Here is a 13,325-nt window from a genome sequence, read left to right as displayed (position 1 = left end):
ACGCCCGGGGTTCACCGGTCGGTGTCGCCGCTGCCCGAGGTCGGTCCGTCGGCGTGCTCGGTGGTGCCGGTGCCCGAGGACGGCCCGGCGGTCTCCGCTCCCGAGGACGGCTCGGCGTTCTCGGCGCCCGGCCGCTGCTCGCCGGCCTCCTGCGCCTTGGGCTCGGCGCCGCCGTGGACCTCCACCTGGCCCTCGTCCTTGCTCTTCTCGTCGTCGAGCATCTTGACCGCGTGGCCGCCGAACTGGCCGCGCAGCGCGGCGACCATCTGCATGGCGGGGGAGTTCTCCTGGCGCGAGGCGAAGCGGGCGAAGAGCGCCGAGCTGATGACCGGCATCGGCACGGCCATCTCGATGGCCTCCTGGACCGTCCAGCGGCCCTCGCCGGAGTCGGTGGTGTACTCGCTGACGCCCTTGAGCTCAGGAGTCTCCTCCAGCGCCTTGACCGCCAGGTCGAGCAGCCACGAGCGCACCACGGTACCGCGGCTCCAGGCCTGGAAGCAGCCCTGGACGTCCTTGACGAAGTCCTTGGCGGTGAGCAGCTCGTAGCCCTCGGCGTAGGCGGCCATCAGGCCGTACTCGATGCCGTTGTGCACCATCTTGGCGTAGTGGCCGGCGCCCACGTCCCCCGCGTGCACGAAGCCCTCCTCGCGCGGACCTTCGGGTCGGAGCGCGTCGAAGACGGGCATCGCCATCTCGACGTGCTCCGCGCGGCCGCCGCACATCAGGCCGTAGCCGTTCTCCAGCCCCCAGATCCCCCCGGAGACTCCGCAGTCGACGTAGCCGATGCCCTTGGCGGACATGAGCTCGTCCAGCTCGATGTCCTCGGTGAACTTGCTGTTGCCGCCCTCGATGATCAGGTCTCCCTCGGAGAGCAGCTCCCCGAGCTGCTCCACCGTGCTGCGGGTCGGTTTGCCGTGCGGGACCATCACCCACACCACGCGGGGCGCGTCCAGGGCCTGCACCAGCTCCTCGAGCGTGTGCACGTCCCGCAGGCTCTCGTCCAGGTCGAAACCGAAGACCTCGTGACCGGCCTTGCGCAGCCGGTCGCGCATGTTGCCGCCCATCTTGCCCAGGCCGATCATCCCGATCTTCATCGCTTCTCCTCGTGGTTGGCGGACTAGGTGGTCTGCCGGGGCCGCTCCGCGCTCAGCCGGCGAAGCGCACCGGCATCAAGACGTAACGGTAGGACTCGTCGGGCTCCCCGTCGATCTCGGCCTGCCCCGACAGCACCGCCGGACGCGAGGGCTGGGTGAAGCCCAGCCTGGCCAGGGGGGCGTTGAGCACCCCGAGGCCGTCCAGCAGGAACTGGGGGTTGAAGGCGATCTCGATCTCCGGCCCGGTGAGCGAGGCCTCGACCGCCTCGCTGCCCTGGGCGTCGTCGCCGCTGCCCGCCTCGATGGTCAGCTGGCCGTCGGTGAACCGCAGCCGGATCGGGGTGTTGCGCTCGGCCACCAGCGCCACCCGCCGGACCGCCTCGATGAACGCCTGCGTGTCCACGACCGCCACGGTGTCCACCGAGGAGGGGAAGATCGAGGTGACCTTGGGGTACTCGCCGTCGAGCAGCCGCGTGGTCGTGCGTCGCCGGCCGGCCTCGAAGCCGACCAGCCCGTCGGAGCGCTGGGCGTCGCCGAAGGCCACGTCGACGCTGGCCGAGGCGCCCAACGCCTTGGCGGTCTCGGACAGGGTGCGGGCCGGCACCAGGCAGACGTAGCTGGCGTCCGGGGCCGAGGGGCTCCAGGTCAGCTCGCGCAGCGCCAGGCGGTAGCGATCGGTGGCCAGCATGGTGACCTTCTCGCCCTCGATCTCGACACGGACGCCGGTGAGGATCGGCAGGGTGTCGCCGCGGTCGGCGGCGATGGAGACCTGGTGGACCGCCTGGGTGAACGCGTCACCGGGCATGCTGCCGCTGGCGTCGGCCTGGGTGGGCAGCTGGGGGTAGTCCGCGACCGGCATCTGGATGAGCGCGAACCGGCTGGACCCGCAGGTGAGCTGGACCTTGGCGCCGTCGGTGGCGACCTCGACCGGACGGTCGGGCAGGTTGCGGGAGATGTCGGCGAGCAGCTTGCCGAGCACGAGCACCTGGCCGCCCTCGCTCACCTCGGCCTCGACGGTGACCGTCGCGGACACCTCGTAGTCGTACGCCGACAGCGTCAGCGTCCCGACCTCGTCGGCGGTGAGCAGGACCCCGGCCAGCACCGGCACGGGCGGACGGTTGCTGAGTCCGCGGACCACCCAGGCCACGGCCTCGGACAGGACATCGCGCTCGACACGGAACTTCACGACACTCGGCCCCTCGGCTGATGAGACGACGACAACAGGCGCGGCAGTCACCGCAGGGGGCGACGCGCGGATGTGCAGCATGTCACGACTTCACGCCGCCAGTCCATCGCGCCCCGGATCTGGTGGTTCTGCGTGGATCCCACTGTGCCATGCCCGGTCCCCGCACCCCCGGACCAGGCCCAGCAGGGACGGGGGAGGAGGTTCCTATGGTGATGGATCTCGTCGTTGTCGTCGGGCCTGTGGACACTGTGGACGACGCCGGTCCGGGACCACGTCCGCGCAGGTCGGAGCGGGGATCGAGCGGGTGCTGACCCTGTGCGCACCGGGTGGACCGGGCTGGGCACGACCTCCCTGCGGGTGTGGACGGACATCCGTCGTCCACAGGCCGTCCCACGACCTGCGCCGGCGGTCCCCAGCTCGGTGCGGCCTCCTCCCCACGTGGTCCACAGGCTGTGCACAACCGGGCAGCGTGCCGTCGACGCCGGGACGAGGGGCAGGTGTGACGGGGGTGAACGGTGGGTCACGACGCACAGGTTCGTCCACAGGCTGTGGACAGTCGGTGGGAACTGCAGCGCCCGAGGCTCCTAGCGGGCCGACGCCTTGCGGATGATGCCGGTCAGGTCGGTGATCTGGTCGTAGAGGGCGCGGCGCTCGCCCATGAGCTGGCGGATCTTGCGCTCGGCGTGCATGACCGTGGTGTGGTCGCGGCCGCCGAAGTGCTGGCCGATCTTGGGCAGCGAGAGCTCGGTCAGCTCGCGGCACAGGTACATCGCGATCTGGCGGGCGTTCACCAGCGAGCGGGAGCGCGACGTGCCGCACAGCTCCTCGATGCTGATCTGGAAGTAGTCGGAGACCTCGGCCATGATCGTCGGCACGCCGATCGCCGCCGCCTCGCCGCTGGGGATGATGTCCTTGAGCACGTGCGCGGCCAGCTCGGCCGTCAGCGGCTCGGAGGACAGCGAGGCGAAGGCCGTCACCCGGATGAGCGCCCCCTCCAGCTCACGGATGTTGGTGGTGATCCTCGAGGCGATGAGCTCGAGCACCTCGTCGGGGGTGTTCATCCCCTCCTGGGCCGCCTTCTTGCGCAGGATGGCGATGCGCGTCTCCAGGTCGGGCGGCTGGACGTCCGTGAGCAGCCCCCACTCGAACCTGCTGCGCATCCGCTCGGCGAAGCCGGAGAGCCGCTTGGGCGGCTGGTCGGAGGTGATCACGACCTGCTTCTCGCTGTTGTGCAGCGTGTTGAAGGTGTGGAAGAACTCCTCGACCGTCTGCTCCTTGCCCTGCATGAACTGGATGTCGTCGATGAGCAGGAAGTCGACGTTGCGGTAGCGCCGCTGGAACGCGCCCGCCTCCTGGTTGCGGATCGAGTTGATGAAGTCGTTGGTGAACTCCTCCGAGTTCACGTAGCGCACCCGCACCCCCGGGTAGAGGCTGCGGGCGTAGTGCCCGATCGCGTGCAGCAGGTGGGTCTTGCCCAGTCCCGACTCGCCGTAGATGAACAGCGGGTTGTAGGCCCGCGCCGGCGACTCCGCGACCGCGAGCGAGGCGGCGTGCGCGAACCGGTTGGACGAGCCGGACACGAAGGTGTCGAAGGAGTACTTCGGGTTCAGCCGCGCCTCGTCCGGGCCGGTGCCCTGGGTGGCCGCCGCGCGCCTGGGCACCGCCGGTGCCGTCGTCGCGGCCGCCGGCTCCTGCGCGGGGTATGGCGTGGCGCCACCCTCGGGCGTGCCGTCCGTGGCAGGGGCGGCCTCGTCCTGCGCCTCCACCTCCTGGCGCAGCGACTCGTCCACGGTGATCGCCAGACGGACGTCGTGACCCAGCTCCCCGGCGAGCGCCGTGACGATCGGCGGGCGCAGGGTCGTCTCCAGCGTGTCCTTGGTGTGCTGGTAGGGCACGGCCAGCAGCGCGGTGCCGTCCAGCAGGCCGATCAGCCTGGTGAGCCGCAGGAACGCCCGGTCCCGGGCCGTGACCCCCTGACCCTCCAGCTCTGCGACGACCCGCTGCCACACCGCGTCGGACTCTGCCGGGGACGGATCGTGCGTCACTGCGTGGTCATCCCCTTGTAACGTCGACATGGTCCAGAATCCTGTCCACAGGATTATCCACAACCTGTGGACGGAGCGGTGGACAACCGCCGGGAGAGCCCGACGCTAACAGCATGGGCGCCGCTCGGGCAAGTGCTGAAGCGGAGCAATCCGGCGTCGTCGGCGTGTCGCGCCCGTCCCAGCGGCCACGTCGCCGATCATGGTCGGTTCGCCGCCAGGCGCTCGGGCAGGGGGCCGCGGTTTGACCCGGGCGAGGGCCTCCCGTACCGTTGCACGAGGCCATCCTCGGCCGCTTTCGCCTGCCCACGCGTGACCGTGGTGGACCGCTCCTTCTGTAACGGTCTGCCGCTACGTCCTGCGTGTGGGCTTTCGTTGGCGGCCGGGGACGCGCACCGGCGCCCGACCCGTGAGGGAAAGGGCGGCCGACCCTGATCCACGGACCGCTCCTGGGCGGTCCCCGTCACCGGAGCACCGCACATGAGCAAGCGCACCTTCCAGCCGAACAACCGCCGTCGGGCCCGCAAGCACGGTTTCCGTCTGCGCATGCGCACCCGCGCGGGCCGCGCCATCCTGGCCGCCCGCCGCCGCAAGGGCCGCTCCGCGTTGTCCGCCTGAGCGTCGGCCGCTTCCGGCTGCCGCATGCTCCCGCGTCGACACCGACTGACGAGCCCGGCCGACTACCGCGCCGTGCTGCGCGGCCAGGCCCGGCGGCGCCGTCGTCGGGCCGGCACGGACCTCCTCGTCGTGCACGTCTCGGTGCCGGACGCGGAAGCCTCCGCACCGGCCGAGCCCACGTCCCTGCCCACGCGCCCGCCGCGCGTGGGCTTCGTGGTGTCCAAAGCCGTGGGCAACTCGGTGGTCCGGCACCGCGTCCTGCGTCGGCTGCGGGCGCTGGTCGCCCAGCGGCTGACCCTGCTGCCGGCCGGGACGGACGTGGTGGTCCGGGCGCTGGCAGCCGCGGCGACGGCGAGCTCTGCCGAGCTGGGAACGGCTCTGGACGAGGCTCTGGAGCGGGCCCTGCCACCGGTGGGGGTGTCCCGGTGAGCGCCCCGCGCGGACAGGGCCGGGCCGAGGAGGGACTCATGCGCGACGTCCACCGTGGCGGCGTGCCGGACGGAGAGCGGCGCAGCGTGCTCGCGCTTCCCCTCGTCTGGCTCGTGCAGCTCTACCAGCGGACGATCTCCCCCCTGCTGGGGCCGGTGTGCCGCTACTACCCGTCCTGCTCCGCCTACGCCGTGACCGCGCTCGAGCGGCACGGTCCGCTGCGGGGCACTTGGCTGGTGGTGCTGAGGCTGCTGCGCTGCAACCCCTTCGCCCGGGGCGGTGTCGACCACGTGCCCCCACGCCGGGGGGGCCGGGCGCCGGACCCCGGTGCACCCCATACCCACGACCATGTCGGAACCCAGCCTCCGGGCGCGGCGCCGACACACGCACCGGTGAGCCGCGCTCACCGACAAGACTGAGGACCTCATGGGAATCTTCGACACGATCCTCTTCCCGTTCATCTGGTTCGACTCCGCCATCCTGGTCGGTTTCGAGTGGGTGCTGACCAAGCTCGGCCTGTCGGACACCAGCGGATGGACCTGGGTGCTGGCCATCATCGGCCTGGTCGTCACCCTCCGCGCGCTGCTGACGCCGCTGATGATCAAGCAGATCAAGAGCCAGCGCCGCCTGCAGATGGTGCAGCCGGAGCTGGCCAAGATCCAGAAGAAGTACAAGAACAAGAAGGATCAGGCCTCGCAGAAGGCGTTCCAGGAGGAGACCTTCGCGCTCTACCGCGAGGCGGGTGCGAACCCGTTCAGCGCCTGCCTGCCGATCCTGATCCAGATGCCGTTCTTCTTCGCGCTGTTCCGGGTGCTCAACAGCGCCGCCGCGGTGTCGGAGGGGAGGGCGGACCCGCTGGGGCTGTTCTCCCGCGAGCTGGCCACCAAGATGGCCGAGTCGCACATCTTCAACGCCCAGCTGACCTCGACCTTCCTGCACGACCAGGACATGTCCGCCAAGGTGCTGTCGATCGTGCTCATCCTGGTCATGTCCGCGACGCAGTTCATCACCAGCCACCAGCTGATGCGCCAGAACATGTCCGAAGAGGCGCTGAACAGCCCGATGGCCCGCCAGCAGCAGATGCTCATCTACGTGCTGCCGGTCGTCTTCGCCGTGTCCGGCGTGAACTTCCCGGTGGCCCTGCTCATCTACTGGACGGTGAGCAACCTGTGGACGATGGGCCAGCAGTTCTTCGTCATCCGCAACATGCCCGCCCCCGGGTCGCCCGCGGAGAAGAAGTACCGCGAGCGGATGGCACGCAAGGGACGCGAGGCGACCGGCATCCAGCTGAAGAACCCCAACCTGCTCGCCGAGCGGGAGGCCGCCAGCGACGACGCCGGCACCACTCCCCGAGGCAGTGGTCAGCGCGCGCAGCCCAAGAGCAAGAAGCGCTCGAAGAAGCGCTGATCACCAGACCCCCGGCTGGCCCCCCGCAGGCTGGCCACCGCCGGCGCCACGCGCGCCCAGCAACCCAGGAGACAGCATGAGCACGAACCCCGAGAGCATCCCGCCGGTCCAGGACGTCCCCGTCGAAGCTGACGAGCAGGACAGGCCCGAGCTGCACGAGAAGGACGAGCGGGCCTCCGACCTGCGCGAGGCGGACGACCAGACCCTCGAGGACCAGCACCAGGCGCAGGACGACGGCGAGGACGGGGACGACCAGGACGCGTCGGCGGCTGCCGGCCCGGACCGTCGGCACGACGCGCGCACCGAGGACCTGGTCCGCGAGGGCGAGGTGGCTGCCGACTTCCTGGAGGCCCTGCTCGACATCGCCGACCTGGCCGGCGACATCGAGGTGGACATCGAGCGGGACCGGGCAGCCGTGGCGATCGTCGATTCCGAGGACGGGGTGGCGCCGCGTCGCCTCGTCGGCCCGGGAGGAAGCGTCCTCGACGCGCTGCAGGAGCTGACCCGGCTGGCCGTCCAGGCCGACACCGGGGAGCGCAGCCGGCTCATGCTGGACGTCGCGGGGTACCGCGCCGACCGTCGGGCCGCGCTGGTCAAGGCAGCACAGCAGGCGATCGCCGAGGTGCAGGAGAGCGGCGCGTCCCGGGACCTGGAGCCGATGACCGCCTTCGAGCGCAAGGTCGTGCACGACGAGGTCCTCGCGGCCGGGTTGCATTCTGAGTCCGAGGGCGCGGAGCCGTCGCGCTACGTCGTCATCAAGCCCTCGGCCTGAGCGACCCCTTCCACCCGTGAGCGACGTCCCGCCGCCCGTCACGGCCGCGCCCCCGCCGCCGGCCGAGGCCGAGGAGATCTTCGGCGGGCAGCTGGGCCTGGCGCTGCGTTATGCCGACCTGCTGGCGACGACCGGCATCTCGCACGGCCTGGTCGGCCCCCGCGAGGCAGCACGGCTGTGGGAACGGCACCTGGTCAACTGTGCGGTCTCCGCGGCCCTCGTGCCGGAGGGTTCGGAGGTCGTCGACATCGGCTCCGGGGCGGGACTGCCGGGGCTCGTGCTGGCCATCCTGCGTCCTGACCTGCGGCTGCACCTCGTGGAGCCGCTGCTGAGGCGCACCACCTGGCTGGAGAGCACGATCGCCGAGCTCGGCCTGGAGAACGTGTCAGTGCACCGCGGACGCGCCGAGGAGATGGAGATGTCCGTCCCCGTGGTGACCGCCCGGGCGGTGGCCTCGCTGGACAAGCTCGTCCGCTGGTCCTTCCCCCTGCTGGAGCCGCAGGGGCGGCTGCTGGCGCTCAAGGGCGAGGCTGCCCGGCGCGAGCTGGAGGAGGTGGAGCCGCTCCTGCGCAGGTGGGGCGTCCCGGCCAGTACGGTGCACGTGGTGGGCGAGGGGCTGGTGAGCGAGCCGGTGCGGGTGGTGGAGATCGTGCGGCCCGACCACCTGCCTCCCGGGACGGACCACACCGGCCCGTCCCGGCCGGGACGCAGACGGGGCGGGCGCGCGAGTCGTGGCCGGGACGCGAGACGCACCGAGGGTTGACCGGCCGGCCGGCCCTCCTGGAAGCACCTGGTCGTGCCTCGCCCCACCAGCCGCTCGTCGTGACGGGGAACGTGCGACGACGGGGACACCCGAAGCCGAGCCCGGCTTGGGGCGGAGGCGGGCCATCAGGGATGATGGGAGCCTCATGACTACGACTGACCACGGCGCACTCGGGTGGCCGCAGCAGCAGGGGAGCACAGCGAGCGCGCAGGGAGGGGATCGGTTCGACGGCTCATCGTTGCTCGGCTGGCCACCCGCTCAGGAGCAGCTCGGGTGGCCGGCAGGCCCGACGGAGGCGGGGACCGTACCTGCCGCAGCTGTTTCCCGTGAAACATCTGCGTCGGACCTTGCGGACGGCCCTCCGGCGGTGGTTTCCCGTGAAACATCGCCGGAGGTCGTAGCTGGCTCCGATGCCGAGACGAGCGTCGTTTCACGTGGCACGACGACCGCCGAAGCTCCGGAGAGCGTCCGCGAGGAGCCCCTGGCGCACGACGCGGGCACCGGTCAGGGTGCCGGGCGGCTGCAGCAGTCCGGCGTGGTCGTCGACGCGTCGGGGGCCGCCCCCCACTCGTGGTCGGGGACGCGCGTGCTGACCGTGGCCAACCAGAAGGGCGGGGTCGGCAAGACGACCACGGCGGTCAACCTCGCGGCGGCGATGGCCGAAGCGGGGTTGCGTGTGCTCGTCCTGGACCTCGACCCCCAGGGCAACGCGAGCACCGCGCTGAGCATCCCGCACCAGAGCGGCACGGCCGGCATCTACGACGTGCTGATCGAGGGGGTCGCCCTGGCCGACGTCATCCAGGAGAGCCCGCAGGTTCCGGGACTGCTCTGCGCACCGGCGACGATCGACCTGGCCGGCGCGGAGATCGAGCTGGTGCCGCTGGTGGCACGGGAGAACCGGCTGCGCAAGGCGCTCACGACCTACCTGGAGTCCCTCGGTGAGGAAGACCGCGTGGACCTGGTGCTCATCGACTGCCCGCCCAGCCTGGGCCTGCTCACCGTCAACGCCTTCGTCGCCGCGCGGGAGGTGCTGATCCCGATCCAGTGCGAGTACTACGCCCTGGAGGGTCTGAGCCAGCTGATGAAGAACGTCGAGCTCATCCAGCAGCACCTCAACGCCGGGCTCCAGGTGAGCACGATCCTGCTGACCATGTTCGACGCGCGCACCAGGCTCGCCTCCGACGTCGCGTCGCAGGTGCGCGACTACTTCGGCCCGCGGGTGCTGCGTGCTGCGATCCCGCGGTCGGTGCGGATCAGCGAGGCGCCCAGCCACGGCGAGACCGTCATCACCTACGACCCGTCGAGCACGGGAGCACTGTCCTATGTCGAGGCCGCCGCAGAGATGCGGCAGCAGGAGGTAACAGCATGAGCGAACGGCGACGCGGTCTGGGCAAGGGCCTGGGTGCCCTCATCCCGGCCGGACCGGGTGGTGACCGGCCCTCCGACGTCTTCTTCCCCCGGGCCCCCACGACTGCGCCGGTGCCCGACGGCACCGAGCCGGATGCGTCAGCTGAACGTTTCACGGGAAACCACGCCGACGCCTCCTCACCCGGAGGCGAGAGTCCGGACGCTTCCCGCGCGAGCACCACCGCGCTCGTCGGGGGCGACGTGGACGGGCTGGCCCCGGTGCCGGGGGCCCGCTTCGCCGAGGTCCCGGTCGACGCCGTACGGCCCAACCCGCGGCAGCCACGTCAGGTGTTCGACGAGGACGAGCTGCGCGAGCTGGTCGACAGCATCACCGAGCTCGGTGTCCTCCAGCCGATCGTCGTGCGTCCGCTGCCGGCCGACGACGAGGGAGGGCCGCTCTTCGAGCTGGTCATGGGCGAGCGCCGGTTGCGCGCCTCGAGACAAGCAGGCAGGCAGACGGTGCCCGCCATCGTGCGCAGCACCGAGGACGAGCACATGCTCCGGGACGCGTTGCTGGAGAACCTCCACCGGGCCCAGCTCAACCCGTTGGAGGAGGCCGCCGCCTACCAGCAGCTCCTCGACGACTTCGGCTGCACGCACGAGGACCTCGCCGGGCGCATCGGGAGGTCGCGGCCGCAGATCTCCAACACGATCCGCCTGCTGCGGCTGCCACCGCTCGTGCAGCGCCGGGTGGCCTCGGGCGTGCTGAGCGCCGGCCACGCCCGCGCGCTCCTCGGCCTGGAGGACGGCGCCGCCATGGAGCGGCTGGCCCAGCGCATCGTCGCCGAGGGTCTGTCCGTGCGCAGCGTGGAGGAGATCGTCCTGGTGGGTGTCACGGACGCCCCCGCCCGACGGTCGCGCACCCGTCCGGAACCCTCCCCCGAGCTGGCCAAGGCGGCCCACGACCTGTCCGAGCGGCTCGAGACCCGGGTGCAGGTCAGCATGGGCCGGCGCAAGGGGCGCATCACCGTCGAGTTCGCAGGTCAGGACGATCTGGAGCGCATCCTGCAGGCCCTCGCGGGAGAATGACGGAGGCCGTCGTCGGCCGGTCGGCAGCGGCAGTTCTCCACAGGACGCAAACCGGCCGTCCACAGGGCTGTGGACAACCCGTGTGGACGGCCGGTGGACAACCGTGGAGCGACGCAGATCAGGCGGTGAACTGCTCCATCTCCTGAGCCAGCTTCTTCTTCGGCAGCGCGCCGACGAGGCTCTTGACCACCTCGCCGCCGGAGTAGACGTTGATCGTCGGGATGCCGGTGATGCCGTAGGCCTGGGTGGTCTGCGGGTTGTCGTCGGTGTTGAGCTTGACGACCTTCAGCTTGTCGCCCCACTGCTCGGAGAGCTCCTCCAGGATGGGGGCGACCATCTTGCACGGGCCGCACCAGGGCGCCCAGAAGTCGACGAGCACGGGGCCGTCGTGCTGGAGGACGTCCTCGGTGAAGGTGGCGTCGCTGGTCTGCGTGATAGCCATGGATGTTCTTCCTTCCGGCGGGTCTGCGAGATTCTTCGGGTGGACGGGGCGGGCGGCCTGCGCCACCCCGGGTCAGACGGGGGCGAGCACCGAGGCGAGGTGCCGCTCGGCGTCGAGGGCTGCCGAGCAGCCGGTCCCGGCAGCGGTGATCGCCTGCCGGTAGGTGTGGTCGACCAGGTCCCCGCAGGCGAAGACGCCCGGGACGCTGGTGGCGGTGCCGCGGCCCTCCACGAGCACGTAGCCCTCGTCGTCCAGGGCCACCTGTCCGGCCACCAGCTCGCTGCGCGGGTCGTGGCCGATGGCGATGAACAGGCCCGGGGTCTCCAGCTCACGGATCTCACCGGTCACGGTGTCCCGCAACGTGATCGAGGACAGCTTGGGGTCCCCGTGCAGGGCCACGACCTCGGAGTTCCAGATGAAGCTGATCTTCGGATCGTTCAGGGCACGCTCGACCATGATCTTGCTCGCGCGCAGCTCGTCGCGGCGGTGCACGACGGTGACGGTGCGTCCGAAACGGCTCAGGAAGGTGGCCTCCTCCATGGCCGAGTCCCCGCCGCCGACGACCACGATGTCCTGGTCGCGGAAGAAGGCTCCGTCGCAGGTCGCGCACCACGACACGCCGTGGCCGGAGAGGACCTGCTCCTCGGGCAGCCCCAGCTGACGATAGGCCGAACCCATCGCCAGGATGACCGTGCGGGTGCGGTGGACGGTGCCCTCCCCGTCGGTCACCGTCTTGACCGGACCGGCCAGGTCGACCGCGACGACGTCCTCGCGCAGCAGCTCGGCGCCGAACCGCTCGGCCTGCTCGCGCATGTTCATCATCAGCTCGGGACCCATGATGCCGGTGGCGAAGCCGGGGAAGTTCTCGACGTCGGTGGTGTTCATCAGCGCGCCGCCGGCCGTGACCGAGCCCTCGAAGACGAGGGGCGCGAGGTTCGCGCGCGCGGCATACACCGCGGCGGTGTAGCCCGCCGGGCCGGAGCCGATGATGATGACGTCGCGCACCTCGTCGCCCGCAGGCTGGGGGGTGGTCGGCGTGACCTCGATGGGGAACGTCATGGCATCCTTCCTGGCGTTCGTCGGCGGGCGGGGGCCTCGCACCGGCGGCGCGCCGCGGGCGAGGGGTGGCGGGTCCTTGTGACAACCGATCCTAAACGCCGGATGTTCCCGGGACCGCGCCAGGTCACGGCCCCCAGGCGAGCACCTCCAGCGCGTCCACGCTCGCACCCTGGGCGCAGGAGGCCGGGAGCAGGACGGCCGAACCGGCGTCCCCGTCGCGGCCGACCAGCACCACGACCGGGTCGCCCTCGTAGAGGGCCTCGGCCGCCTGGCGCTCCGGCCAGGACCGCCCGTCGCCACCGGTCTGCCAGCAGCGCTGGGCACCGGCGACGCTCAGCGTGCCTTCTCCGGAGGAGGAGAAGTCCTCGCTGGTCAGGGCGGCGAGCACGTCGGAGCGCACGGCGCCGGCCCTGACCTCTCCCAGCGGCGGGAGCACCTCGACCGGCAGGTCCGCAGCGGCCACGCTCGGCGCCGCCGCGTCGTCCCCCGCGGAGTCGGCAGCGCTCCCGGCTTCTTCCTGGGCGAGGAGGTCCTGAGCGGCACCACCGGCCGACCCGTCCATCGCCTCCTCGTCGCTCCCGGCGCTGTCGGCCCCGCCCGCGTCGGCCGCGCCCGCGTCGGCGGCGACGCGGGAGCGGGTGCTCACCTGGGCGGCGCTGTCCAGCTCGGCCGCGGTCCCGCCCAGCAGGCCGCCCCCGCCCAGTTCGCCGACCGCGACGGTCGCCACCAGCAGCCCGGCGGCCGCCGCTCCCAGGTAGGCCAGGGTGCGCCCGGGACTCCGGGGGGAGCGCCGCCCGGTCAGCTCCACGACACGCCCGCGCCCGCCACCGTCCGTGGAGCCGGTGTCCTGCAGGCGCTGGGCGTGCTCGGCAGCCAGCCGGGCGGTGATCCGCTCGACGAGATGGTCCGGCATCGGGCCGGGGTCGGGCAGGGTCCGCAGGAGAGCACGGATGCCGGTGGGGTCGACCTCCTCCGGCCCGGAGCTGCGCAGGGGGTTCTGGCCCTCGCTGGGCGTCACGCAGGGACCTCCTCGCGGTGGCGGTGTGCAGGAGCGGTGGTCGGGCCCGCGCGGCGGGC

Annotated in this window: 14 protein-coding genes; 8 read left to right on the top strand and 6 right to left on the bottom strand. The window is 71.6% G+C overall.

All coding sequences use genetic code 11. The annotated features are described in order from the left end of the window. Positions 1-11 precede the first annotated feature (11 nt). The 3 genes from gnd to dnaA all read right to left on the bottom strand — a co-directional run bounded on the left by gnd (position 12) and on the right by dnaA (position 4,355). Complete coding sequence (gnd, locus tag DV701_RS12195; RefSeq protein ID WP_114928600.1) at positions 12-1,094, bottom strand: phosphogluconate dehydrogenase (NAD(+)-dependent, decarboxylating); 1,083 nt, start codon at positions 1,092-1,094, stop codon at positions 12-14. 52 nt (positions 1,095-1,146) lie between these two features. Next, a complete protein-coding gene (gene dnaN / locus DV701_RS12190; RefSeq protein WP_114928599.1) occupies positions 1,147-2,280 on the bottom strand; it encodes a DNA polymerase III subunit beta in 1,134 nt (377 codons plus the stop codon). 584 nt (positions 2,281-2,864) lie between these two features. Further along, entirely contained in the window at positions 2,865-4,355 is a 1,491-nt protein-coding gene (gene dnaA, locus DV701_RS12185) for a chromosomal replication initiator protein DnaA (protein ID WP_114928598.1), read from the bottom strand. Between the two features lie 447 nt (positions 4,356-4,802). Here dnaA and rpmH point away from each other — a divergent pair, with 447 nt between their 5' ends. The 8 genes from rpmH to DV701_RS12145 all read left to right on the top strand — a co-directional run bounded on the left by rpmH (position 4,803) and on the right by DV701_RS12145 (position 10,747). Then, entirely contained in the window at positions 4,803-4,940 is a 138-nt protein-coding gene (rpmH, locus tag DV701_RS12180) for a 50S ribosomal protein L34 (RefSeq protein WP_114928597.1), read from the top strand. Positions 4,941-4,964: 24 nt separating this feature from the next. Then, positions 4,965-5,369 (top strand): ribonuclease P protein component, encoded by a 405-nt coding sequence (gene rnpA / locus DV701_RS12175; protein ID WP_114928596.1) that lies wholly within the window; start codon positions 4,965-4,967, stop codon positions 5,367-5,369. Between the two features lie 38 nt (positions 5,370-5,407). After that, positions 5,408-5,788 (top strand): membrane protein insertion efficiency factor YidD, encoded by a 381-nt coding sequence (gene yidD, locus DV701_RS12170; RefSeq protein WP_114928595.1) that lies wholly within the window; start codon positions 5,408-5,410, stop codon positions 5,786-5,788. 7 nt (positions 5,789-5,795) lie between these two features. Further along, on the top strand, positions 5,796-6,776 hold the full coding sequence (gene yidC / locus DV701_RS12165; protein WP_114928594.1) for a membrane protein insertase YidC: 981 nt from the start codon (positions 5,796-5,798) through the stop codon (positions 6,774-6,776). A 76-nt stretch (positions 6,777-6,852) separates the two neighbouring features. Beyond that, entirely contained in the window at positions 6,853-7,548 is a 696-nt protein-coding gene (locus tag DV701_RS12160) for a Jag family protein (protein WP_228255005.1), read from the top strand. A gap of 16 nt (positions 7,549-7,564) precedes the next feature. Then, the gene (rsmG, locus tag DV701_RS12155; protein ID WP_202863525.1) at positions 7,565-8,311 is read left to right on the top strand and encodes a 16S rRNA (guanine(527)-N(7))-methyltransferase RsmG; all 747 of its coding nucleotides are present in this window, start codon (positions 7,565-7,567) and stop codon (positions 8,309-8,311) included. Positions 8,312-8,846: 535 nt separating this feature from the next. After that, positions 8,847-9,680 carry a ParA family protein gene (locus DV701_RS12150; protein WP_407669316.1) on the top strand — a complete coding sequence of 278 codons (834 nt, stop codon included), beginning with the start codon at positions 8,847-8,849 and terminating at the stop codon, positions 9,678-9,680. Further along, on the top strand, positions 9,677-10,747 hold the full coding sequence (locus tag DV701_RS12145; protein WP_114928593.1) for a ParB/RepB/Spo0J family partition protein: 1,071 nt from the start codon (positions 9,677-9,679) through the stop codon (positions 10,745-10,747). Before DV701_RS12150 ends, DV701_RS12145 begins: the two co-directional genes overlap by 4 nt. 118 nt (positions 10,748-10,865) lie before the next feature. Here the strand turns inward: DV701_RS12145 and trxA are convergent, their stop codons facing one another. From trxA to DV701_RS12130, 3 genes are all read right to left on the bottom strand, one after another. After that, the gene (gene trxA / locus DV701_RS12140) at positions 10,866-11,189 is read right to left on the bottom strand and encodes a thioredoxin (RefSeq protein ID WP_114928592.1); all 324 of its coding nucleotides are present in this window, start codon (positions 11,187-11,189) and stop codon (positions 10,866-10,868) included. 72 nt (positions 11,190-11,261) lie between these two features. Further along, positions 11,262-12,248 (bottom strand): thioredoxin-disulfide reductase, encoded by a 987-nt coding sequence (trxB, locus tag DV701_RS12135; RefSeq protein WP_114928591.1) that lies wholly within the window; start codon positions 12,246-12,248, stop codon positions 11,262-11,264. Positions 12,249-12,372: 124 nt separating this feature from the next. Next, on the bottom strand, positions 12,373-13,266 hold the full coding sequence (locus DV701_RS12130; RefSeq protein ID WP_114928590.1) for a hypothetical protein: 894 nt from the start codon (positions 13,264-13,266) through the stop codon (positions 12,373-12,375). Positions 13,267-13,325: the final 59 nt, after the last annotated feature.

This window comes from Ornithinimicrobium avium (assembly GCF_003351765.1).
In the GTDB taxonomy this organism is placed as follows: Bacteria; Actinomycetota; Actinomycetes; order Actinomycetales; family Dermatophilaceae; genus Ornithinicoccus; species Ornithinicoccus avius.
This window is presented reverse-complemented; position numbering and strand designations above follow the sequence as displayed.